The organism is Emticicia aquatilis, assembly GCF_014644295.1.
Taxonomy (GTDB): Bacteria; Bacteroidota; Bacteroidia; order Cytophagales; family Spirosomataceae; genus Emticicia; species Emticicia aquatilis.
Genome location: NZ_BMKK01000011.1, coordinates 13,326 through 35,305, shown reverse-complemented (window position 1 = coordinate 35,305; position 21,980 = coordinate 13,326). Strand labels below are relative to the sequence as shown.

Below are 21,980 nucleotides of genomic sequence, written 5' to 3'. Positions count from 1 at the left end.
TCTAAGAATATGCTAACCGTTAAACAACACACGCCGATAAGCACTCAATCACAGTCCGAAAAACTGCTTTTGATTGACCAGATTGCCGATGTTTTACAAAATGAAAGAGAAATACTGAGCAATTTTGGTTATACCAAGGGTTTATTAGGGAGTGCCGTATTTTTTTATAATTACGCAAAGTTTAAGGATGAACCAGTTTTTGCCCAAATCGCCGAATCATTTATTGAGGATAGTCTAACAAGGCTCAACTCAAATATGATTAAGAATGAAAAACTGGGTAAAGACTTCGCCGAATTAGGTATGTTCTTGGAGTATGCACAGACTCAAGATTGGTGTGAATTTGACAATAGCGAAATCATTGGATACACAGATAGCTATTTTGCTGCTTTTGCAAATAATAGGCTTTCGAGGGGCGACTTTGACCCTTACACTGGTGGTTTATTATCGGGGCATTATTTCTTACATCGTTCGGGAGAAGTTCAACGTATAAATATTAGCGTTATTATTAAACAGTTAGAAAAACTGGCAGTTTCTGACAACAATAATGGGCTTTATTGGAAATCAAAACTATTTGATGATGACCGCATTTACCTGGGGCTATCGCATGGTTTGGCTGCCATTATAGTCTTTTTGTGTTCTGCCATAGAAAAAGACATTGAGATAGATACTTGTCAAAAACTAATAGTTGGAGCTGTAAATTATATACAATCACACCAACAATCGGTGGAGTTGAAGGGCTGCTTCTTTCCTGACATAGTTGGCGAAGCCGACAAGGGACGGTTAGGACTTTGTTATGGCGATATGGGTGTTATCTACGCTTTATACCGAGCAGGAATGGTACTGAAAGATGAAGTTCAAAAAAAACATGCAGAGGCTTTAATGATACAAACCACAACTCGAAAAACAGTCGAGGCCAACGGTATCAGAGATGCAGGCATACTTTATGGTGCGTCTGGGGTAGCTCTCATTTATGATAAAATGTATCGACTAACAGATAACTCAATCTTTGATGATAGTGCCAATGAATGGTATAATTCTATTATCAACTATCAAAAAAAAACATCCAAACATCAATCGAATCTTGGTTTTGAGGGCTTCTTTAATCAGCATTTCGCTCATACAAATTACTCATTTATGGAAGGCATTGCTGGTATAGGCACAACGTTGATGCAGTCAATAGACCGAAGTGCAATATTTGATAAACTAATTTGGCTTTATTAAGAAAACATTTCTAACGCTTTCAAAATTCTAAATAATCATGGTTGCCATCGAAAACGATATTGATTTCTTATTTGATAAAGTAAATAACATTTTACCCGAAAAACTAAATGTTAATAGCCTTTATAATGGAAATACAGGCCTTTTAGCTTACTATTTTTATATTTATCGCTACACGAATGATGATGTATGGGCCGAAAAAGCAAGCGATTTACTGATGACTATCTTCAATGAATTGAAAAATAGCCAATCGGTTTATACGTTCAAATCTCCATTATCATTTGGAGGTTCGGGGTTGGGATTAGTATTAAGTTTGGCAGTTGAAGACGAAATCATGGATAATGACTTTGAAGATTTACTTTTAGAATTTGATAAAATTGCCTTTGAGGGAGCCGCCAAACATATCAGTGAAGACAACCCAGACCCACTCCATGGAGCAATAGGTTCGATGTATTATTTATGCCAACGAGTAAATAACAACCCTACTACGGTTGAGTATCTGACCACACTCGTTAAAGCATTATATGAAAAAGCTATAAAAGATGAGAAAGGAATACGATTTTTGAACAAGCATCTTGAAAAGTTTCAATCACATCAAAAATTTAATTTTGGATATGCCCATGGCCTAAGTGGTATTTTGATGGTATTATCAAAAATCTACGAACATGGAATTGCTCAAGACCTTTGCAGGGAAATGATTTATGAAGGCACTCGTTATATGCTTTCATTTAAAAATGCTCCTGATTTTAACAAACAAAAGTATTCTTTTCTCCCGCTTTCAACCGATGAAGAACTTCCGTGGAACCACCCCGATAACTTCAAAGAATACGGAGGCAGACTCGGTTGGTGTTACGGAGATTTGAGTCAAATGTTTTATTTATATTCAATGGGTAAGCTCTTCAATAACCCAGATTGGACAACAGTAGCCGATGAAATTGGAGAAGTAGTTATACAAAGAAAAGTTTTTGATAATACTTGGATTAATGCCTCTCAATTCTGTCATGGGACATCAGGTTTGGTCTATTTATTCAGGAAAATCTACCAGCTTACTGATAATTATAACTACAAGTTAGCATCAGAATATTGGCTCGACCAAACAATCTTTCGGCTAAAAAAAGAATTAGATGGTGAACATACGGATAAACTCTGTGCTGATATACTCGAAGGTTTTATAGGTGTGAATCTCGTATTGCAAACCGAAAAATATGACCTCAACTATCACTGGGACAAGATGTTTCTACTTTCTTAATTCTCTAAAGACTATGAAAAAGATACAATTAGGGCTACTTGATTTCGGACAGCAAAGTGGTAGAACCTCTGCCCTTCGCATCATTACTGACCTTATTGATTATTCGGTAGGAGCCGACCAACTCGGGTATAGTCGAATTTGGTTGGCGGAGCATTATTTTTCTTACCAACGTCACGCTTGGAACTCACCAAAAATGCTCATCCCAATCATTGCAGGCATGACCGAACGTATTAATGTTGGTACAGCAGGCATATTACTTAGTATCCATAACCCATTTCATACAGCATGCGATTTTAAGCTTTTAGCCAATCTTTTCCCTGGAAGAATCGACTTAGGGCTTGCCAATGGTCGTCCAGGAAGTCGAGCGGTAGAATATACTATTGGTAAAATTGATGAAGATTTATCAACAATTTTCAACCGAAAATTCAAAGAATTAATACACTTCTTGACAGTTGATGAAGTAGAATTAATGGAAAATGGCATAGGTGTAGTAATTCCTCCCTTCAAAGGAAAAACACCCGAAATTTGGTCATTAAGTGCCTCTTATGAAAGCTTAGGGCGGGTTATTGATAATCAGACTAACTTTTGTCGCTCTATTTTTCACATGAATGCAGACATTTCGCCCAATCGAGAGAAACTTGAAGCATTCAGAGAAAATTATAGAAATAAAAATGGCAAAAACCCTAAAATTAGTATGGCTGTATCGGGATATTGCCATACGAACCCTCGAAAAATAAGTAAAGCCAATAACTTATTTAAAAATGATTTCGACCCAAAACTAATTGGCTCTCCAAACAAATTTCATGACACGATAAGCCATTACAGCGAACTCTATGGCATTGATGAAATTATCTTCATGAATCTGGCAGGAGAAGTAAAAGACCGTATGCTCTCGATTGAAAAAATTAGTGATGTCTTTGGGCTAACGGCATAATATCCTCACGGAACTTTCAGGTTTTTACCGGGAAAACCTGCGGTTTATAAATCAATTTTTTACAATTCTTTAAAATTCAAGCAAAATGAAAAAGAAAGTAACAACAGGAAAGAAACTCTCTTTCGACAAAGAAACAGTTGCACGCTTAGGCGATGAGGCTCAACAATTACAAGGTGGTGCTATCACGATTGATGTATCGAAAGGTAGCTGTGGATGTATGTCAACTCACCGACAAGATGACGAAGATTTAGCAAATATTGCTGCAAAATCTTGTTGTGAAGATTCTTGCCGTGCTGTCGCAGTAGCTGCTCAATAATTCTCTAACCTTAGCAAAAGAAAGCCTCCGTAAGATTTTGGATTGACTTAAAGTTTAACCAAGAATATGTAGATAGGCTAAACCTTTTAATTAAACTTTTAAAAAAGCATGAAAAAGAAAGTTACAAACAAATTGTCTCTTGATAAAGAAACAATTTCACGCCTATCTGACGAGCAAGCAAGTCTAATTGGCGGTGGTGCAACCGAAAAAACAAATACGTGCCAATGTAAAACAGAATTTAATAGAGGTGAAGATGCAGCCTATCTATTAGCTGGAGGCAGTTGCTGCGAGGATTCTTGCCGAAATAATCAACTATTGGCCTAATTTATTCAACGTATTCAATTTTAAACAAATGAAAAAGAAAATAACAACAGCAAAAAAGCTATCTCTTGATAAAGAGACGATTGCTAATCTCAGCGAAGAACAAAAAAACAATCTTCAAGGAGGGGCAATCATTGATACGATTAATGTTTCGGAAAACTCTTGTGGTTGTATGTCTAATAAGGCTGAAGCAGCTGCGGCCAGAGAAGAAGAAGAAATCGTAACGGCAGCTGCACGTTCATGCTGCAAAGGCTCTTGCTAATAACTCAAGGCAGAGGAGACTAACCATCTTCTCTGCTTACGTTTGATTACAAAATCTATAACTCTCAAAATCTAAGAAAATGAAAAAGAAGATAACAACAGCGAAGAAACTCTCTCTCGATAAAGAAACGATTGCGAATCTCAGCGAAGAACAAAAAAGCAATTTACAAGGTGGAGCCATTACGGATGTCGGTGTATCTGAAAACTCTTGTGCTTGTATGTCGAAAAATGCAGAAGCTGCAAAAGAAGAAGATGTCATAACTGCTGCTGCACGCTCTTGCTGTAAGGGTTCTTGCTGATTAGTACTTGTTTAAATAAAAACTTTCCAAAACGCTAAACTCCAACATCACAATGAAGAAAAAAGTAAACCTCGGACGAAAACTTTCTTTAGATAAAGATACTGTTTCTCGATTAAGCTCTGAACAAACTGGCGATGTGCTGGGTGGAATGGGGACTAACAATAATTCTTGTGGCTGCCAAACCAAATACGAAATCCCAACCGTAAACTTTCAGGAAAACAACGAAGAAGTACTCTTAGCAGTTGACTCGTGCTGTAAGGGTTCGTGCTAAAATAAGGTATTAAATGATAAGTAACTCAACTAATCCATCACAACTTAACTCATTAATGGTCAGTAAAAACCACGTTTTCAAAGCATTTAATCAGTACATTTTCAATTCTAAAATTCAAGCAAAACAATGAAAAAGAAAGTAACAATCGGACGAAAACTCTCTTTAGACAAAGAGACCGTTGCACGTTTAAGTAATGAGCAAGCAGAAGAAATACTCGGAGGAGGTGGCACTAATGTTGACACCTGCGGATGTATGACCAAACACAACGAAGTCAATAATCTCAAAGAAGAAGCCGACGGACTATTGGTGGGAGATGCTTCTTGCTGCAAAGGTTCTTGCTGAATTACCCAAAAGGCAGTAAAAAGCCTTGCTGCCTTTTACCAAATTTTCGATACATACAACCTCAAAACCTTACACGACTTAATGTTTTAGGTAAAAAAATATGGCTTTCCCTGTTATGAAAAGCCATAAATAAGTAACACCCAATTTCTTGAGCGATTTACTTTAAAATTCAAGCAAAGTAAAGTTAAACGTTCTTTTACAAATTTCCAAATACTCAATTATTAAAGAATATGGAAAACTTCTCATCACATGATTTTTATGTTATCCGACGCCCTCGCTTTTCGGTCGAAGATTTACTTGATTTTAATAATCAACTTAATGACCAAAACGAGTTTGCCTTTCAGCAAAACATAAAACAATTATATGCCAATCAAGCATATCAGGAAGCTATTTACGTAGCTTCACCCGATTTGCATAAAGAAATGATGCGTTGGCTTGATGGAGAAGAAATAGATTCTAAATCTGCACATAAACTCTCGCTCACTTTGTATAAATACTTATGCAGGATGCACGTCAGGTGCACTCCTTACGGACTTTTTGCAGGGTGTTTGACTGGAGAGATTCGAAATGAAAACACCAACTTAAACTTTGATTCTAAGCATAGTATTTACAAACATAGCCGTCTCGACATGAATTATGTGTCGGAGTTAGTGCAATATTTGCTTCAAAAGCCAGAAATCCGAAATCAACTTACGTTTTTTCCTAATAATAGTCTTTATCGTATTGCTAATCAGTACCGCTATTCAGAGTGCCGATTACGTAATAAAACACGTGATTACGTGCTGTCTTCTATTAAATCCACACCTTACATCGAATTAGTTTTAACAATAGCCAAAAAGGGAGCAACAATTGAAACAATAGTTGAAAATCTTTTAAAGCTTGAAGATATAGAGAAAACTGAAGCCCAAGAATTTATTGATGAGCTAATAAGCAGTCAGGTTTTGATGAGTGAACTGGAACCAACTGTTACGGGCGAAGAATTCTTTTTGGTATTAATAGCTAAACTTCAGAAGTTAAACCACACGGAAGAAATTATACAAAACTTAATATTAATTAAGGAAAATCTCGAAAATCAAGATTCAAACATAGAAAAATACAGGAATATTGAACAGGTTTTGAAACAGAACTTCACAAAAACATCTGCCAAAGACCTAATTCAAGTTGATTTATTCTATAAAACGACACAAAATATTCTCAATAAAAAAGTAGTAGATAAAGTAAGCCAAGATTTGAGAACAATACTCCCCTATTCAATATTGGGGGTAAATCCTGACTTAAACACCTTCAAAAGAAGATTTTATGACCGATACGAAGAAAAAGAAGTGCCTTTGGTATTAGCCCTTGATAACGACTTAGGAATAGGCTACGGCTCGGCCCAAGGCAGTAGGTCAGATAATACTCCGCTGATAGAAGGGCTGATGATTAACGGCCGAAAAACAACCGATAAAACAACTGCATGGGGAAAACTTCAGCAATTTAAGCACAAAAAGTTTCAAGAGGCTATCCATAATAATGAAACAGTTGTTAAGCTTACGCCTAAAGACCTCGAGAATATTGATAAACTCGATAAAACGCCCATTATCGACAGTTTCTTTTTGATGGGCAGTCTATATGCAGATTCTGTCCAAAGTATTGATAATAATGATTTTAAATTTTCTTTAAACTCCTATTATGGACCTTCGGCAGCTAATATTTTAGGTCGCTTTTGTCATGGTGATACTATTTTAGCAGAGAAGGTAAAAAGCTTATTGACAATAGAAGAAAGTTTTCATGAAGATGTAATTTATGCCGAAGTAGTTCACTTACCAGAAGCACGCATCGGCAATATACTACTTCGTCCGCAACTTCGTGCATACGAAATTCCATATCTGGGCAATTCTTCAGTAGATTTAGAGCATCAAATAAGTATTGACGACCTCATGATTTCGGTACGGGCCGGCGAGATTATTCTGAAATCTAAACGTCTGAATAAACGAGTTTTTCCGAGACTCTCTACCGCTCATAATTTTCATATTGGTTTGCCTGTTTATCGTTTTTTGTGCGATTTACAAGGTGAACTTGGACGCACTTTTATAGATTGGGACTGGGGTACTATGTTTTCTAAAGAGCCTTTTCATCCACGCATCGAATTTGGCAACATTATTCTAAGTAAAGCTAAGTGGTTTATTCGAAAATCAGAAATACCACCACTACCAAACAATAATATCAAAGAATATTTTGAGCAGTTATGCCTCAAAATGAATATCCCGAGATATGTTTTACTGAGCGAAGGAGATAATGAACTATTGCTCGACATGTCGTTTCAGCCATCTTTATCTGTCTTATTAGAAAAGCTCAAAAAGCGAAATCTTATTACACTCACTGAATTTTTAGGCACCCCTAACAACTGCTTTTTAGAGGAAAATGGTCGAAAAATAACAAATGAACTTGTGATTCCTTTCTCTAAAGAGCAGAAGATAAACTCTGTATCAAAGCAATTGTTGAGAAACCAGCTTGTCAGAAGTCCTCAACGTACTTTTGTACCTGGAAGCGAATGGCTCTACATAAAAATATACACTGGTACTAAGGCAAATGATACAGTTTTGAGCGAAGTAATCAAGCCACTTGCTGAAGAACTTATTGATATTAAAGCTATTACAAAATGGTTTTTTATAAGGTATCGTGACACCGACGAACACATCCGTATCAGATTCTACAATGATTCTAATAAAGATTTTTGGAAATATGTACTGGGCGAACTTGAAAAAAAACTGCAACCATACATTGAAAACGAGATTGTAAGTCGAGTACAAATTGATACTTATCAACGAGAAATTGAACGCTATGGAAAACTCACGATGGAGCTAAGCGAAGATGTTTTCTTCTATGATAGCGTAGCGGTCGTAAATTTCATTGATATGCTTTCAGGCGATGAAGGAGAATATTATCGCTGGCTTTTTGCTCTGCGTGGTGTAGATACGTTTTTAGATGCATTTGGATACTCCTTAACTCAAAAATATGAGTTACTACAAGAACGTAAACATTCATTTTTCATGGAGTTTGGCGGTGGTGATGACCTCCAAGTTCAACTCAATAACAAATACCGAAGTCAGTCTTCGAATATAGAAGCAATTCTGAACCCAGTCAACAAAAATGAAGAACTCACTGAAGCAATCGAAGTATTTGATTACAGAACCCAACAGCTTTCCGTGATTGCCACAAAACTCAGCAAAATTAATGAGGATTATCCAAGTTCGTTCAAAGTAGAAGAACTGATGCCAAGCTATTTACACATGTTTCTTAATCGTTTGTTTCTGTCAAATCAGCGGTTACACGAATTAGTTATTTATCATTATCTCGAAAAATACTATAAGTCGCAACTGGCTCGCCAGAAGAAAAATATTACCGTCAGTTAAATATCACTATCATGAAAAATCTATATACTTTCTTAATAATCGTAGGATTTGTTAGTTTAGGGTTTTCGCAGCAAAAATACGAGTGGAAATCTAAAAAAGCTGCAGGCTACACCTATACTTATGTAACAAATGACCCTACTCAAACTCGTTTTTATCAACTTAAAAATGGGCTTAGGGTTATTCTTAGCCCTAACGACCAACAACCTCGCATCAACTGTTTTATTGCCGTTAAGGCGGGAGCAAATCAAGACCCCAAAAACCATACTGGTCTTGCCCATTATTTAGAACATTTATTATTTAAAGGGACTGATAAATTTGGCACATCGAACTGGCAACAAGAAAAACCAATTTTAGACTCGATTACCGTCTTATACGAAATGTATGCTCAGGCCGAAAGCCTTAGCGAGCGTAAAGAGATTTACAAAGAAATTGATAAACTTTCGGGGCGTGCCGCTAAATATGCAATCTCAAATGAGTACGATAAAGCAATGGCTACGATAGGTGGTAAAGGTACAAACGCTTTTACATCATACGAGCAAACAGTTTATGTTGACAATATTCCATCAAATGCTCTACCAAACTACCTAACAATACAGGTAGAACGCTTCCGAAATCCTATTTTCAGGATGTTTCACACTGAACTTGAAACAGTCTATGAAGAAAAAAATCGTGCATTAGATAATGATTCTCGAAAGTTAGAAGAAACTATGCTACGTGACATTTTTAAAAATCATAACTATGGGCAACAAACAGTTTTAGGTTCGGTCGAACATCTAAAAAACCCTTCATTGACTGCCATTCAGCAATTTTATGATACTTACTACGTACCAAACAATATGGCTATTATTTTGGTTGGAGATTTGAACCCCGATGATGCCATCAGGCAAATTGCCGAGTATTTTGGTTCTTGGAAACCCAAAAATGTTGCTCCACTTTCATTTCCAAAAGAAGAAATCTTAACTGATACTTTAAAAGATGAAGTTTGGGGGCCAACCCCCGAGTCTATTCGGATTGCATTCAGGCTACCAGGCCTCTCTGATTTCCGCTCCACAATTACCGCTACTTTAGCCGACGAATTGATGTCAAACAATACCACTGGTTTAATCGACCTAAATCTTATCAAACAACAGCAAATTCTAAGCGGAAGCTCAGCTGTTAGAAAAATGAAAGATTATAGTGTATTTGTAATGAATGGAACGCCAAAGGATGGGCAATCACTCGACCAAGTAAAAGACCTTCTTTTAGGTCAAATTTCGCTCTTAAAAGAAGGCAAATTTTCGGAGAATGATATGATAGCGGTCACTAACAATTTTCGCCGTCGCTCACTCGAATCTCAAAAAGACAACTCTTCTCGAAGTTATAATTTACTCGAATCTTTTATCATAAGCGATGGTAAAAACTGGAATCAGACACTTTCTATTCCTGACGAAATGAGAAAACTTACCAAAGCTGACATCATGAAGTTTATCAATGAGACTTACACTTATCCATTGGTAGTTTATAAGAAAAAAGGGAAAGACAATAACATACAAAAAATCGAAAAACCAAATATAACTCCTTTAGCTATAGACCGAAATAAGCAATCGGACTTCATCAAATCATTCAACCGAATGGCACTTCCTGAGATGCAACCCCAGTGGATTGATTATTCGAAAGACCTCCAAATAGACTTTGTCAATAATTCAAAGATGTATTACGTACCCAATAAAAAGAATGAGCTTTTCAGCGTAGTTTATCGGCTTGATTATGGCAAACTACATGATAAAAAATTGGCGATTGCAATCGAATATCTCAAACTTTTGAGTACAAAAAAATACACTTCGGAAGAAATCAGCAAAGGAATGTATCAAATGGCCAGCAATTATAATTTCTATGTCGAAAATCGCTCACTGATGATGGAAGTTGATGGTTTACAAGAAAACATGGCCAAGTCTCTTGATTATTTTCATGAATTAATGTTTGAATGTGTACCCAACGAGAGCATTTTACATTCTTTGAAACAACGTATCTTGAAAAGGCGTGAAGAAGCAAAACTCAATAAAACAAATATCATGAAAGCCCTCACAAGTTATGCTACTTATGGGCCACAAAACCCGAACAACTACTTACTTTCCAATCAAGAAATTATAGATTTAAAAGCCGAAGATTTAACCGACCTCATTCATCGTTTATTACGTATGCCCAAAGAAATAATCTATTACGGGCCTACGCCATTAATCAAAATCAAAGAAAAACTTAAGCTACATATTCCTCGCCAAACCATCATTTCGACGCCACCAATAGCCAAGTTTCATAAAATTCACAACGAAACTAACAAACTCTATTTTGTTGATTATGAGATGATACAAGCCGAAATTCAGTGGATAAAAAATACAACCACATTCGACTCGACCCTCACGCCGATTATTAGCCTTTACAATAATTATATGGGAGGTAATATGGCTTCGGTAGTTTTCCAGACCATCAGAGAAGCAAAGGCTTTGGCATATACTACTTATGCCAATTATCAAAGACCCGAAACACAAAATGAGCCATATACGCTCACGGCCTACATTGGGACACAAGCCGATAAGCTTCCCGAAGCGATTGTAAGTATGAACGAAATACTGACCACCTTACCCGAATCACAACAATCGTTTGAAAACTCAGTCAAAAGCCTAAAAAATTTATTAGAAAGCGATAGAGTTTTGCCTGAAAATATTCCTTTCAATTATTTCCAAGCACGTGACCTCGGATTATCACTTGACCAACGTCCTAATACCTATAATTCACTTGCAAATTTAAATTTTGACGAGCTAAAAAAGTTTCATAACACCATCACTCAAGGCCATTTTACTTACTGTTTGTTGGCGTCCGAAAAGAAAGTATCGCTTGATGACTTAAAAAAATACGGAGAGATTATCAAGGTTAGCAAAGAAGAGATTTTTGGATATTGATTTTGGTCGAAGCCGCATTTCTATTCGTCGAAAAAATACTGTATTTGACCTAAAAGCCTATTACTTCGTGATACAATAAATTTATATACACAATGAAAAAATCACTTGAAAATCTAATGAAAAAGGTATTCTTCGAAGCCGACAATAGAAATGAAAAAAGCATCGAAGGAATTTCGGATGAGTTTGCTCTACAAATTCGTGGTGGTGACCGTGAGTATATTCCTATGTATGAGTCTTCTTCAGAAATGGAATGGGGCAAAGTTTCAATACTATTAGACAATCTAAAATAACTTTCAAAACTAACACAACAATGAAAAAGAAACCTTTTTTTATTAAATCAAACGATACAAAAAATAAACGTAAAGCACTCGAACACTTCGATAAAGAAGAAAACAAAATCACAGGCGATGTGATTTTAGGAGGCTGGCGAGAGAGCATCTCATCTGTGGCAAAGGCTGGCGATATCGAAAACTTAGACATAGAAAAATAAATCAATGCGATGGCATCGACGGCTCATCCTTCTTGTAAGGCACTCATCCTGAAAGTAGCGAGTAGGTGCAACCTTAATTGTACTTATTGCTACATGTATAATCTGGGTGATAATTCTTATAAAAATCAACCCAAGTTGATGAATGATGCAACAATTGATGCCATTATAGATGAGGTCAAACAGCATTGTACTAAGCACAATATACCTCAATTCGAGTTTATTTTTCATGGCGGTGAGCCACTTTTAGCTTCACCTGTTTTTTACGAAATTTTTGTACACAAAGCCATAAAAAAACTATCGCCACAAATAAAACCTATTTTTAATTTACAAACTAATGGAGTTTTATTAACAGAGAAATGGTGCGAAATACTTGGGCAATTAAAAATAAGTATCGGAGTCAGTATTGATGGCCCACAAAAAGACAATGACAGTACACGAGTCGACCATCAAGGAAAAGGTAGTTATGAACGAATAATTAGAGGACTAAAAATAGCTCAAAACTCAAAAAAGCTACTATATCCACCAGGCATTTTATCGGTGATTAATGTGTTATCAGACCCAGTACAAAACTATCAACACCTGAAGGCTTTGAACGTACAGTTTGTTGATTTTTTATTACCAGATTGTACGCATCAGAAATTACCACCACTCAAAAAGATAGATAATAAACCTTATGCAGATTGGTTGATTAAAGTTTTTGATTTATGGTATTTTGACCAGCACCCCAAACCAACAATCAGAATTTTCACACAACTCATCAGATTAATGATTGGGTACGATGAAGGCTTTGAATATTTTGGTCATCAAAAAAACGAATTTTTAGTCATCGAAACCGATGGCTCAATTGAGATAACAGGGGCTTTTAAAATCTGTGGAGACAGTTTTACAAAAAAAAATCTGAATATCAACCAAAATAGTATCGACGAAGCATTGAAAAATGATTTCTATCATCAATACTACGCTGGCCATCAGAATCTATGCCAAGAGTGTCAAAGTTGTCCGATTGTAGAGGTTTGTGGAGGAGGTTTTATCGCTCATAGGTACAGCGAAAACAACGGTTTTGATAATCCTTCGGTTTACTGCCTTGATTTAAAATACCTAATCAAACATATACAAAACGTGGTTTATGAATCCTTGCCCAGTAAGCTAAAAAAAACATTGCAACTAAGACCAATCAAGGACAGGGACTTAGTCAGGAAAATAGCTATTTAACATCTTTTATCTAATTAAAACCATGATAAAAAGTAAATACAAATTTTATCGCCAGCTCGATTTTATGGACTGTGGCCCCACTTGCTTACGAATGGTTGCGTCTTTTTATGGTCGAGATTATACCTTAGATTTCCTTCGAGCAAACTCATATATTACTCGTCAAGGAGTTAGTCTCTTAGGAATAAGCGACGCTGCCGAAAAAATAGGCTTCAAAACCTTATCTGCTAAACTTTCTTATGAACAGTTAGTAGAAGAAGCTCCAATGCCATGTATTTTACACTGGAATCAAGAACATTTTGTGGTTTTATATGATGTAAGAGAGCCTTCGTGGTATGATACAATCAGAGGAAAAACCCAGGACCAACTACTAATTGCCGACCCTGGTCATGGCATCGTCTGGGTTGATAAAGAAACGTTTTTGAAATGTTGGATAAGTACTTCTGATAATAAAGGAATAGGCCTATTGATTGAGCCAACCAATCAATTTTACGAAACTTCTGAAGAAAAAAAGGACGAAGCTCTTGGCTTTAAATTTCTTTTTCAATACCTCAAACCATACAAAAAATATATTATTCAGATTGCACTCGGAATGGTTTTTAGCAGTCTTTTAAGTATGATTTTTCCATTCTTGACTCAAAGTTTAGTTGATTATGGTATTCACAGAAAAAACTTTGACTTTATCCACCTCATCTTAGTCTCTCAACTTTTATTGTTTTTGGGCGGTATGGCCGTTGATATGATACGTAACTGGATTTTACTTCATATTAACAGCCGCATGAGTGTTTCAATTATCTCAAATTTTTTATTGAAACTCATGCGGCTACCCATTAGCTATTTCGAATCTAAAAACATTGGAGATATTTCTCAACGAATCAATGACCATCATCGTATCGAATCGTTTCTGACTGGCTCAACTCTACAAACCCTTTTTTCGTTCGTAAACTTGCTCGTATTTTCAATCGTTTTGGGCATTTATAACATAAAAATTCTATCCGTTTTTGTTATAGGTAGCATTATTTCAATCGTTTGGGTGGTATTATTTCTAAAAAAACGCAAAGAACTCGACTATAAACGTTTTCAACGCTTACGAGAAAACCAGAATAGTATTTATGAGTTGATAACAGGCATGCAAGAAATAAAACTCAATAATTGTGAACGTGCCAGACGCTGGGAATGGGAACGTATCCAAGCCAAATTATTTAAAATCAATATTAAAAGTTTATCGTTGGAGCAATATCAGGAAGTAGGCTCTACTTTTATGACTCAGCTCAAAAATATCCTAATTTCGTATATTGCCGCTACCGAGGTCATGAACAACCATATTACTCTTGGTATCATGCTCAGTATTTCATACATAGTAGGACAACTCAATTCGCCTCTTTCGCAAATCATCCGATTTATGAGGAGTATTCAAGACGCAAAAATCAGTTTAGACCGTCTGGCCGAAATTCATAATCGTCCTGATGAAGAGGTTGACCAAGAAGAACTTCTCGGCAAAGCTATCACTGCAGATTTAGACGAAGAGTCAGAAAACAAACAACATATTTTAGAGGAAGTAGAAGAAGGGCGAATTCTCAATAGTATGATTTCGAGTCGAAGAGGAATTACCCTCAAAAATGTATCGTTCAGATACGGTGGGCCACAAAGCCCATTAATTCTGAAAGATATCAATGTACATATTCCAGCCGGAAAAGTCACGGCCATTGTAGGTGCAAGCGGAAGCGGAAAAACAACATTATTGAAACTTTTACTTAAATTTTATCCACCAGTCGAGGGGCAAATATTGGTAAATGGCAATGACTTAAATGACTTGTCGGCTCGTGAATGGAGAAAAAAGTGTGGAACAGTAATGCAAGATGGATACATATTCTCGGATACCATTGCTCGAAATATTGCTGTTGATGGTGAAAAAATCGTAGAAAATAAACTCATCAATGCCGTAAAAGTTGCCAATATACAAGATTATTTACGCAAACTCCCACTGGGTTTTACGACAAAAATCGGAAGCACAGGTACTGGCCTAAGTGGTGGGCAAAAACAGCGAATTTTTATTGCCAGGGCTGTTTATAAAGACCCGCTTTACATCTTCTTTGACGAAGCAACAAGTGCTTTAGACGCAAATAATGAAAAAGTTATTATGAGAAACCTTGACCAATTTTTTAAAGGCAGAACCGTTATCGTGATTGCTCATAGGCTAAGTACGGTAAAAAATGCCGACCAAATAATTGTTATGGAAAATGGTGAAATCAAAGAAAAAGGGACTCATGCACAACTTGCATCTAATAGAGGATATTATTTTGAATTAGTAAAAAATCAATTAGAGTTAGAAGCTGCCTAAAATAATTACTGCTATGCCAAACAACGACTCAAATTATGAATTAAGAAGCGAGGAAATCCAAGAAATAATTGGTCATGTTCCAAATTGGATAATCCGTTGGGGTATTATGGTTATGCTCTCAATACTTCTATTATTTATCTTGACTTCCTATTGGATAAAATATCCAGATATTACACAAGCGAAAGTAATGATTAATTCGACGGTTCAACCGAAGAAAGTTAGTTGGTATAATTCCCCTCCACTTGAATATAAAATCTGTGTTGCTGACTCTCAGCTTGTAAAAGCAGGCGATACTTTACTGATTGAAACAAACGTGCAAACCAAAGAAGTAATTTACGAAACAACTCATGTAAGTGGTCGGGTTGTTCTACTTCGAACATCTGAAGACAATCCTCGGAAATCTACGATTGTGATTATCCCTTCAATATCAGATTATGAGGTTCAGCTTAGTTTACCAATCGTTGGGGTTGGAAAAGTAAAACAAGGGCAACGTGTGCAGATAAAGTTAGACCCTTACCCTGTAAACGAATTTGGATATTTAGAGGGTCAAATCGAAACTGTAATCCCCTATGTAATTGAAAATAGCTATCGGGCAATCGTACAACTCAATAATGGTATGAAAACCAATAATGGAAAGGTTATTCCGTTGGCATATTATACCACAGGCACCGCCGAAGTGATGCTTGATGAAAAAAAACTTCTTAGTCGATTTATCGGTTTCGATTTCTAAAAAAAGGCAAGATTTCAGGCGATAATATTTTTCTGAAAGCCCAAAAGAACCAAAACCGTAGAAAAAATGTAGTATTAGTTCAGTAAAACACTTTTATACAGCAATGACTGGTACTTTTGAAGAATTGGTGGGTTCGGACGAACCCGTTTTGATAGATTTCTCGGCCGAATGGTGCAAACCTTGTCGCAAAATTGATGCGATGCTCAATCAATTAGCCGAAGAACTCGATGAGGACATCACGATTATGAAAATCGACGTTGATAAAAATACGGCCCTCCGCAAAAAATATAAAATTGATGCAGTGCCTACACTCATTTTATTTCAAAATAGTAAACAACTGTGGCGACACACTGGCCTTATTTCGGTTCCAGAAGTGGTTAGAGCCGTAAATAAAGCTTTATAAGTAGCATAGATAAAAAATGTGGCACACCTGTTATCAGCGATAAACGAGGTGTGCCACATTTTTTTGAGTTCCTTCTCGATAATAATAAGTTGGAAACTTGTTCTACATTTTACTTGATAATAATTTGACTAAAACCTCGATTATTGCGTTCGAGGCGAATTTGGGTAGCAATCCGTTCTTTTATTGACTCTACGTGTGAAATAATTCCGATATTCTTTTGGGCTTCTTGTTGCAATTTTTCGAGTGTGTTCAATGCCAAATCAAGTGTTTCAGGGTCAAGTGTTCCGAAGCCCTCATCAATAAACAAGCTATCGAGTTTGATATTTTTTGATGCTAAATCTGAAAGTGCCAAGGCCAACGACAAACTAATCATGAAGGTTTCACCTCCCGAAAGGGTTTTCACCGAACGACGTTCGTTGCCCATGTATTGGTCAACAATCATTAGTTCATCTTCGTCTTGTTCGCCGGGTTTATCAAGCAAATATCTATCAGATAAATCTACAAGACGACGATTAGCCAAAGCCATCAAACGTGAAAGCGTAAGTCCCTGAGCAAAAGTAGCGAATTTTTTACCATCGGCACTGCCAATATATTTCTCCAATAGTTCCCATTTCAAATTATCTTTTTCTAAGATTTGCAACTGAGCTTGCAAACGTTGAATCGCTTCTTTGGTTTGGTTTTGAGTGGCCAAATTTACCGAAATCTCTACTTGCTCTTTTCTTACTTGCTCTTGCAGCGTATTTGTCTCAGTTTGTTGTGCGAGTAATGTCTCCAAAGCCACACTTACATCATCTTTTGCTTGTAGTTTATCTAATTCGCATTGTTGTTCTTTTATTTGTTCAATCAAAGTCTGAATGGCCAAAAGCAAGGCTTGTTTTTTGTCTCGTAAAGCTTTAGCATTTTCGCTACTCAGTATGGCCGCCTGACAAGATTTCAAATCTTCAAAACCCACTAACTTTACTTGACTTTCGAGTACGACTTTGTCAGTCTCGAAAGTTTTTTGTTTGGGTAAAAGTTCGTCTTTGAGTTCTTTAATGGTTTTATTTGAAGATTGAATATTAGCTTGGGTCTTTACAAACCCAGTTTGGATAGCGTTATATTCTTTTTCAAAATTCGCCCCACTGTACAATTCTTTTATTTTGATAATCACCAAGTTATAGTCACTTTGTAAAATTTTTGTAGCTGAACACAAACGATACAAACTCTGTAAATCTTTGAGTTTTTCTGCTTTATTTTCAATGCCATTCAGGGCATTTAGTTGTAATTCGATTGCTTTGATTTGGGCATCAATTATTTCGGTATTTCCTCCTACTTTTTCGAGTTTCAGTGCTTGTTTTATTTCTTCGATTTTTGCTTTTATGCTCGAAATTTGCTCATTGAAAGCGGCAATTTTAGCAATCGCATTTTTCAATAAAACATCAGCCGAAGCGAGTTTTGTATTGAGGTCTTGAAAGATTTCATTTAGAGTTTTTTCCTCTTTTTTTGCCTCGCTGAGTTTCAAATCAATCTCGACATAATTATTGGCATAATGACTCAAAAATGGATGTTCGAGTGAGCCGCAAAGCGGACAGGGTTCATCTTTTTTAAGTAAAGTCTGGCGGTCTTTCTCAAAATTATATGACTTACCGAGTGTCTCCTTTTCGGTTTCCAATTGCTTGATTTTCTGACCAATTTCTATAATTAGCTTTTGTACTTTTTCAAGTTCAGGTTTTTGCGTAGTAATAAATGTAGTTTGTAGTTTTTCTTGCTCTTGTTCTTTTTTTGCATCTTCCGTAATTTTTACATACTCCCAAACGTACTGCTTTAAAGCTGTGTAATTTCGGTGCTGTTCAAGCAAAGCTTCTCTTTTAGCTGAAACGTCTTCCAAAGCAGTGATTTGAGCAATTTTAAAGGTTTCATCGAGCGTAGTTTTGTGTGTAAGTCCTACATTTTTGATACTTTCAATTACCTCATCAGTGATTTGTCTAAAATCAAAACGCAGTGATTTTTCAGCAATTTTATTGATAAACTCCTCTATCTGTGTCTCATTAGCTTTTTTTGCCGCTTCTTGAACACTACGCTGGTTTTCGAGTTGTGTTAGTTTTTCTCGGAAATTTTGTAGAATTTCAAGAGCATTTTCGAGATTAAGCGAGTTTTGTTGTTTGGTTAAATCACCGATTTTTGTCAGAATTCTATTGAGTAGATGGGTGTTTTCTTCCAAATTTTTCTCTTCACTCGCCAAGCGTTCTTGCAGATTTTGGAGTGCTTTTTGTTGGCTTTCGAGCTGCAAAATTTGCGATTGAAAAGGCTCAGCTTTTTCATGAATTTGCAACTTTTTTGCTTCAAAGTTCTCAAAATCATTTAGATTTTGCTGTTCTTTGGCTTGTCGTTCGCTTTTTTCGGCAATGCTTTTCCGAAAATTCAGAATTTGATTTTTAAGTTCGATTTTGGTTTTAAAAGCCTGCAATTGAGCATCTAAATCAAGCAATATTTTTTCAATTTCGGTTTTACGGTCGAACCAAATTTGCTCTTGCTCGGGTGTGCTAAGTTTGCGTTTTTCGGTGTCAATGTTGGTGCGTAAATCTTTAAGAGTTTGCCCTTTTTCTTTCGCAATTTCAAAGGTTTTTTTGCCGAGCTTGCGGTAAATCTGTGTACCCGTAATATCTTCGAGTAGTTTTCCTCGTTCGTCTTTACCTGATTTTAGAAACTTAGCAAATTCGCCTTGCGAAAGCAAAATCGACTTGATGAATTGGTCGTACGAAAGTCCGATTAATTCTTCGTTTCGCTTCGGTACTTCACTTTTTTTGAGTGGTAATAATTGACCCGTCTGTAAGTCGGTTATTTCCATTCCATAATCATTGAGATTCTGATTACGGTTCATTTCAATCCACCATTTCGATACAAAACTGCCAGATTTGCATGAATACTCGACTTCAACATAACATTCTCGCTCTCCTTTGGTTAGAATTGAGCCAGCCGAAGCCACAAAGTCTTTAGAGATTTTTTTATCAAATCTCGGAATTTGGTTAAAAAGTGCGAGCGTGATTGCATCTAAGAGCGTAGATTTTCCTGCACCCGTTGGCCCAACAATGGCAAAAAGCCCAGCCGATACTAAAGGATTAGTAGTAAAATCAATTTCATGCTTATCTTTAAATGAATTGATATTTTTAAGATGTATTTTATTAATTTTCATCGTCTTGTTCAACCATTAGTAATAATTCAGTGAAGGCTTCCATCATCAACGTTCGATGTTCTTCAGAAAGTGAATTTTCTTTTTCAAGTCGCTTTTGTAGCATTGATTTTTCTGAAATATCTTCTAAATTCGTCCCCTCAATAAACAATTCTTCACTGCTTTTTACTTCATTTTTAAAAGAAAATCTATGCTTTAATACAACAGAATTTTCATCGTCATAAACACTGATTATATCATTTAATTCCTTATTAACCAATGGATTATAATTTTCTTCGATTACTTCAATTTCAATAAATGATTTAAGTGGAGCTTCATTCTGAAAAGCAATCAATTTAGCTTTTACTTCTTCGAGTGTACCCGAAATACGTTTTAATTCTCTGAATTTCGGTACTTCAATGGTCTTGATTTCTTGAATCTTATTTTCGGAAAGTTCGAGGAGCAATACGATTTTTTGGTCGTTTTTCTCACTAAAACTCAATGGAATTGGTGAACCAGAATAACGGATTCGCTCGTTTCCGCCAATGATTTGCGGGCGGTGAATATGCCCGAGTGCTACGTAATCAAAGGTTTGTGAGAAGCAATCACTGTCTATTCCAGCTTCATTACCAATCTGAATTTCTCGCTCAGAGTCAGATGTACTCGCACCATGAGCGTATAAATGCCCCATCGCAATCTTGGGCAGATTCGGATATTTTTCTTGGCAAATTTCGGCCAAAGTATCATAGTGTTTTTTGATACCCAAACGCACGTTTTCAACTCTCGACGTACCACTTTCACCCTCAACGGCCTGACGTAAATCGGCATCACGCAGATATGGTACAGCACACACCACGAGATTTTCAAGCACCACAATTTCGTTTTCGATAGGAGTTATCGCTCCGCCAACTACCTTTATATCAAGCAATTGTAGAATTTCTCGTGGAGCATCAAGCATCAAAGCCGAGTCGTGATTACCACCCGTAATAATGATTTTGCATTTGAGTTGAATCATTTGGCGTAAAAACCAATAATACATCGCCCGTGCTTCGATGGGTGGATTTGCCAAATCAAAAATATCGCCCGAAATGAGTAGTAAATTAATGTGTTGCTCTTGAATAAGGTTTATCAACCAATCCAAAAACATTTGGTGGTCTTTCGAGAGGTCGTGTTTATGCAGTTTTTTGCCCAAATGCCAATCGGCGGTATGTAGTATTTTCATATATTTAGTCCATAGACGATAGTCCGCTGACCACAGTTTTATTTAGAATGCTATTCAATAACAAAAATGGCATATCCTTTCGAGATATGCCATTTATTTGTGTTTTTTATGTGATATGTTCCTCCTCTAAGTAGTTCTTATAATCGGTAATATTTTGAATAATGCAGCTTTCTTTGATTCTGGAATTTGAATTGGCTCCGAAATACCTTTCAACTTAATTCTGTGGCTATCAATATTCTCGATATAATTTAAGTTTATAACATAAGACCTTGAAATTTGGTAAAAATTTTCGGGGAAAAACTGTGCTAAATAGCCTAAATTCATCGAAAAAAGCAGGGATTCCGGCTCATTTTTCAAGAATATATTTACATACGAGCCATTAGCTTTCAGATAAATGACATCATTTTTGTTGATTTTTATTAATCCTTTTGAAGATGGCAGATATATATCGTCCGTCAGCTTTGGATTTATTGGCGATGTTTGGCTTTTGAAATGATAGTATGCTAATTCGACTTGGTATGGTAATTCGTTTGCTTTGAAGGGTTTTAGAATATAGGCCGATGGTAATGTTTCCTTGGCTCGTTTGAAGGTTTCTTTGTCTTGGTCACCTGTCAAAAAGATAATAGGAAATGAGAATTTATTTTTTAACTTTTTAGCAATACTAATCCCATCTTCTTTCGAGCCTTTTAGTTTGATGTCCATTAATGCAATATCGGGTAAAATATCTACCACAGCTTTGGTAACCTCTTCCAAATCACGAGCAATTGCCGTGATTGTATGGCCTGTTAATTCGAGCGTTTCTTTGAGGTCATTAGCTGCGATTAACTCATCTTCAACGATTAATATTTTCAATGATTCCATGATACGTTTTATTGAATGAATTCGCTCGGAAGGC

Annotated in this window: 20 protein-coding genes; 17 read left to right on the top strand and 3 right to left on the bottom strand. The window is 36.3% G+C overall.

Features of this window, described 5'->3' with window-relative positions; all coding sequences use genetic code 11:
• The first annotated feature begins 9 nt into the window (after positions 1–9).
• The 17 genes from IEX65_RS21850 to IEX65_RS21770 all read left to right on the top strand — a co-directional run bounded on the left by IEX65_RS21850 (position 10) and on the right by IEX65_RS21770 (position 16,715).
• A complete protein-coding gene (locus tag IEX65_RS21850; protein WP_188769319.1) occupies positions 10–1,221 on the top strand; it encodes a lanthionine synthetase LanC family protein in 1,212 nt (403 codons plus the stop codon).
• Between the two features lie 37 nt (positions 1,222–1,258).
• On the top strand, positions 1,259–2,467 hold the full coding sequence (locus IEX65_RS21845) for a lanthionine synthetase LanC family protein (protein WP_188769318.1): 1,209 nt from the start codon (positions 1,259–1,261) through the stop codon (positions 2,465–2,467).
• 13 nt (positions 2,468–2,480) lie between these two features.
• Positions 2,481–3,401: an LLM class flavin-dependent oxidoreductase gene (locus tag IEX65_RS21840; RefSeq protein ID WP_188769317.1), complete on the top strand. Its 921-nt coding sequence runs from the start codon at positions 2,481–2,483 to the stop codon at positions 3,399–3,401.
• A gap of 85 nt (positions 3,402–3,486) precedes the next feature.
• Positions 3,487–3,717: a class I lanthipeptide gene (locus IEX65_RS21835; protein ID WP_188769316.1), complete on the top strand. Its 231-nt coding sequence runs from the start codon at positions 3,487–3,489 to the stop codon at positions 3,715–3,717.
• 108 nt (positions 3,718–3,825) lie between these two features.
• Complete coding sequence (locus tag IEX65_RS21830; RefSeq protein ID WP_188769315.1) at positions 3,826–4,041, top strand: class I lanthipeptide; 216 nt, start codon at positions 3,826–3,828, stop codon at positions 4,039–4,041.
• Between the two features lie 28 nt (positions 4,042–4,069).
• The gene (locus IEX65_RS21825; protein WP_188769314.1) at positions 4,070–4,300 is read left to right on the top strand and encodes a class I lanthipeptide; all 231 of its coding nucleotides are present in this window, start codon (positions 4,070–4,072) and stop codon (positions 4,298–4,300) included.
• A gap of 79 nt (positions 4,301–4,379) precedes the next feature.
• A complete protein-coding gene (locus IEX65_RS21820) occupies positions 4,380–4,598 on the top strand; it encodes a class I lanthipeptide (RefSeq protein ID WP_188769313.1) in 219 nt (72 codons plus the stop codon).
• 52 nt (positions 4,599–4,650) lie between these two features.
• Entirely contained in the window at positions 4,651–4,869 is a 219-nt protein-coding gene (locus IEX65_RS21815; protein ID WP_188769312.1) for a class I lanthipeptide, read from the top strand.
• A 126-nt stretch (positions 4,870–4,995) separates the two neighbouring features.
• Positions 4,996–5,211: a class I lanthipeptide gene (locus IEX65_RS21810; protein ID WP_188769311.1), complete on the top strand. Its 216-nt coding sequence runs from the start codon at positions 4,996–4,998 to the stop codon at positions 5,209–5,211.
• A 230-nt stretch (positions 5,212–5,441) separates the two neighbouring features.
• Positions 5,442–8,606 carry a lantibiotic dehydratase gene (locus IEX65_RS21805; RefSeq protein ID WP_188769310.1) on the top strand — a complete coding sequence of 1,055 codons (3,165 nt, stop codon included), beginning with the start codon at positions 5,442–5,444 and terminating at the stop codon, positions 8,604–8,606.
• Positions 8,607–8,617: 11 nt separating this feature from the next.
• Complete coding sequence (locus tag IEX65_RS21800; protein ID WP_188769309.1) at positions 8,618–11,542, top strand: M16 family metallopeptidase; 2,925 nt, start codon at positions 8,618–8,620, stop codon at positions 11,540–11,542.
• 116 nt (positions 11,543–11,658) lie between these two features.
• Positions 11,659–11,832, top strand: a complete 174-nt coding sequence (locus IEX65_RS21795) for a hypothetical protein (protein WP_188769308.1) — start codon at positions 11,659–11,661, stop codon at positions 11,830–11,832.
• Between the two features lie 20 nt (positions 11,833–11,852).
• The gene (locus IEX65_RS21790) at positions 11,853–12,032 is read left to right on the top strand and encodes a hypothetical protein (RefSeq protein WP_188769306.1); all 180 of its coding nucleotides are present in this window, start codon (positions 11,853–11,855) and stop codon (positions 12,030–12,032) included.
• Between the two features lie 9 nt (positions 12,033–12,041).
• Positions 12,042–13,244: a radical SAM protein gene (locus IEX65_RS21785; protein ID WP_188769305.1), complete on the top strand. Its 1,203-nt coding sequence runs from the start codon at positions 12,042–12,044 to the stop codon at positions 13,242–13,244.
• Positions 13,245–13,266: 22 nt separating this feature from the next.
• Positions 13,267–15,582, top strand: a complete 2,316-nt coding sequence (locus IEX65_RS21780; RefSeq protein ID WP_188769304.1) for a peptidase domain-containing ABC transporter — start codon at positions 13,267–13,269, stop codon at positions 15,580–15,582.
• Positions 15,583–15,595: 13 nt separating this feature from the next.
• Positions 15,596–16,312 carry an efflux RND transporter periplasmic adaptor subunit gene (locus IEX65_RS21775; protein WP_188769303.1) on the top strand — a complete coding sequence of 239 codons (717 nt, stop codon included), beginning with the start codon at positions 15,596–15,598 and terminating at the stop codon, positions 16,310–16,312.
• Between the two features lie 103 nt (positions 16,313–16,415).
• Positions 16,416–16,715 (top strand): thioredoxin family protein, encoded by a 300-nt coding sequence (locus tag IEX65_RS21770; protein WP_188769302.1) that lies wholly within the window; start codon positions 16,416–16,418, stop codon positions 16,713–16,715.
• Between the two features lie 109 nt (positions 16,716–16,824).
• Here the strand turns inward: IEX65_RS21770 and IEX65_RS21765 are convergent, their stop codons facing one another.
• The 3 genes from IEX65_RS21765 to IEX65_RS21755 all read right to left on the bottom strand — a co-directional run bounded on the left by IEX65_RS21765 (position 16,825) and on the right by IEX65_RS21755 (position 21,946).
• A complete protein-coding gene (locus IEX65_RS21765; RefSeq protein ID WP_188769300.1) occupies positions 16,825–19,887 on the bottom strand; it encodes an AAA family ATPase in 3,063 nt (1,020 codons plus the stop codon).
• A complete protein-coding gene (locus tag IEX65_RS21760; protein ID WP_188769298.1) occupies positions 19,877–21,085 on the bottom strand; it encodes an exonuclease SbcCD subunit D C-terminal domain-containing protein in 1,209 nt (402 codons plus the stop codon). Before IEX65_RS21760 ends, IEX65_RS21765 begins: the two co-directional genes overlap by 11 nt.
• Before the next feature lie 126 nt (positions 21,086–21,211).
• Positions 21,212–21,946: a response regulator gene (locus IEX65_RS21755; protein WP_188769296.1), complete on the bottom strand. Its 735-nt coding sequence runs from the start codon at positions 21,944–21,946 to the stop codon at positions 21,212–21,214.
• Positions 21,947–21,980 lie beyond the last annotated feature (34 nt).

Excerpts from the sequence above, each read along its gene's own strand:
- IEX65_RS21840 (WP_188769317.1), top strand. The coding sequence starts at position 2,481 with ATGAAAAAGATACAATTAGGGCTACTTGATTTCGGACAGCAAAGTGGT.
- IEX65_RS21850 (WP_188769319.1), top strand. The coding sequence starts at position 10 with ATGCTAACCGTTAAACAACACACGCCGATAAGCACTCAATCACAGTCC.
- IEX65_RS21755 (WP_188769296.1), bottom strand. The coding sequence starts at position 21,946 with ATGGAATCATTGAAAATATTAATCGTTGAAGATGAGTTAATCGCAGCT.
- IEX65_RS21815 (WP_188769312.1), top strand. The coding sequence starts at position 4,651 with ATGAAGAAAAAAGTAAACCTCGGACGAAAACTTTCTTTAGATAAAGAT.
- IEX65_RS21785 (WP_188769305.1), top strand. The coding sequence starts at position 12,042 with ATGGCATCGACGGCTCATCCTTCTTGTAAGGCACTCATCCTGAAAGTA.
- IEX65_RS21825 (WP_188769314.1), top strand. The coding sequence starts at position 4,070 with ATGAAAAAGAAAATAACAACAGCAAAAAAGCTATCTCTTGATAAAGAG.
- IEX65_RS21835 (WP_188769316.1), top strand. The coding sequence starts at position 3,487 with ATGAAAAAGAAAGTAACAACAGGAAAGAAACTCTCTTTCGACAAAGAA.
- IEX65_RS21775 (WP_188769303.1), top strand. The coding sequence starts at position 15,596 with ATGCCAAACAACGACTCAAATTATGAATTAAGAAGCGAGGAAATCCAA.
- IEX65_RS21780 (WP_188769304.1), top strand. The coding sequence starts at position 13,267 with ATGATAAAAAGTAAATACAAATTTTATCGCCAGCTCGATTTTATGGAC.
- IEX65_RS21770 (WP_188769302.1), top strand. The coding sequence starts at position 16,416 with ATGACTGGTACTTTTGAAGAATTGGTGGGTTCGGACGAACCCGTTTTG.
- IEX65_RS21765 (WP_188769300.1), bottom strand. The coding sequence starts at position 19,887 with ATGAAAATTAATAAAATACATCTTAAAAATATCAATTCATTTAAAGAT.
- IEX65_RS21830 (WP_188769315.1), top strand. The coding sequence starts at position 3,826 with ATGAAAAAGAAAGTTACAAACAAATTGTCTCTTGATAAAGAAACAATT.
- IEX65_RS21805 (WP_188769310.1), top strand. The coding sequence starts at position 5,442 with ATGGAAAACTTCTCATCACATGATTTTTATGTTATCCGACGCCCTCGC.
- IEX65_RS21810 (WP_188769311.1), top strand. The coding sequence starts at position 4,996 with ATGAAAAAGAAAGTAACAATCGGACGAAAACTCTCTTTAGACAAAGAG.
- IEX65_RS21820 (WP_188769313.1), top strand. The coding sequence starts at position 4,380 with ATGAAAAAGAAGATAACAACAGCGAAGAAACTCTCTCTCGATAAAGAA.
- IEX65_RS21790 (WP_188769306.1), top strand. The coding sequence starts at position 11,853 with ATGAAAAAGAAACCTTTTTTTATTAAATCAAACGATACAAAAAATAAA.
- IEX65_RS21800 (WP_188769309.1), top strand. The coding sequence starts at position 8,618 with ATGAAAAATCTATATACTTTCTTAATAATCGTAGGATTTGTTAGTTTA.
- IEX65_RS21795 (WP_188769308.1), top strand. The coding sequence starts at position 11,659 with ATGAAAAAGGTATTCTTCGAAGCCGACAATAGAAATGAAAAAAGCATC.
- IEX65_RS21845 (WP_188769318.1), top strand. The coding sequence starts at position 1,259 with ATGGTTGCCATCGAAAACGATATTGATTTCTTATTTGATAAAGTAAAT.
- IEX65_RS21760 (WP_188769298.1), bottom strand. The coding sequence starts at position 21,085 with ATGAAAATACTACATACCGCCGATTGGCATTTGGGCAAAAAACTGCAT.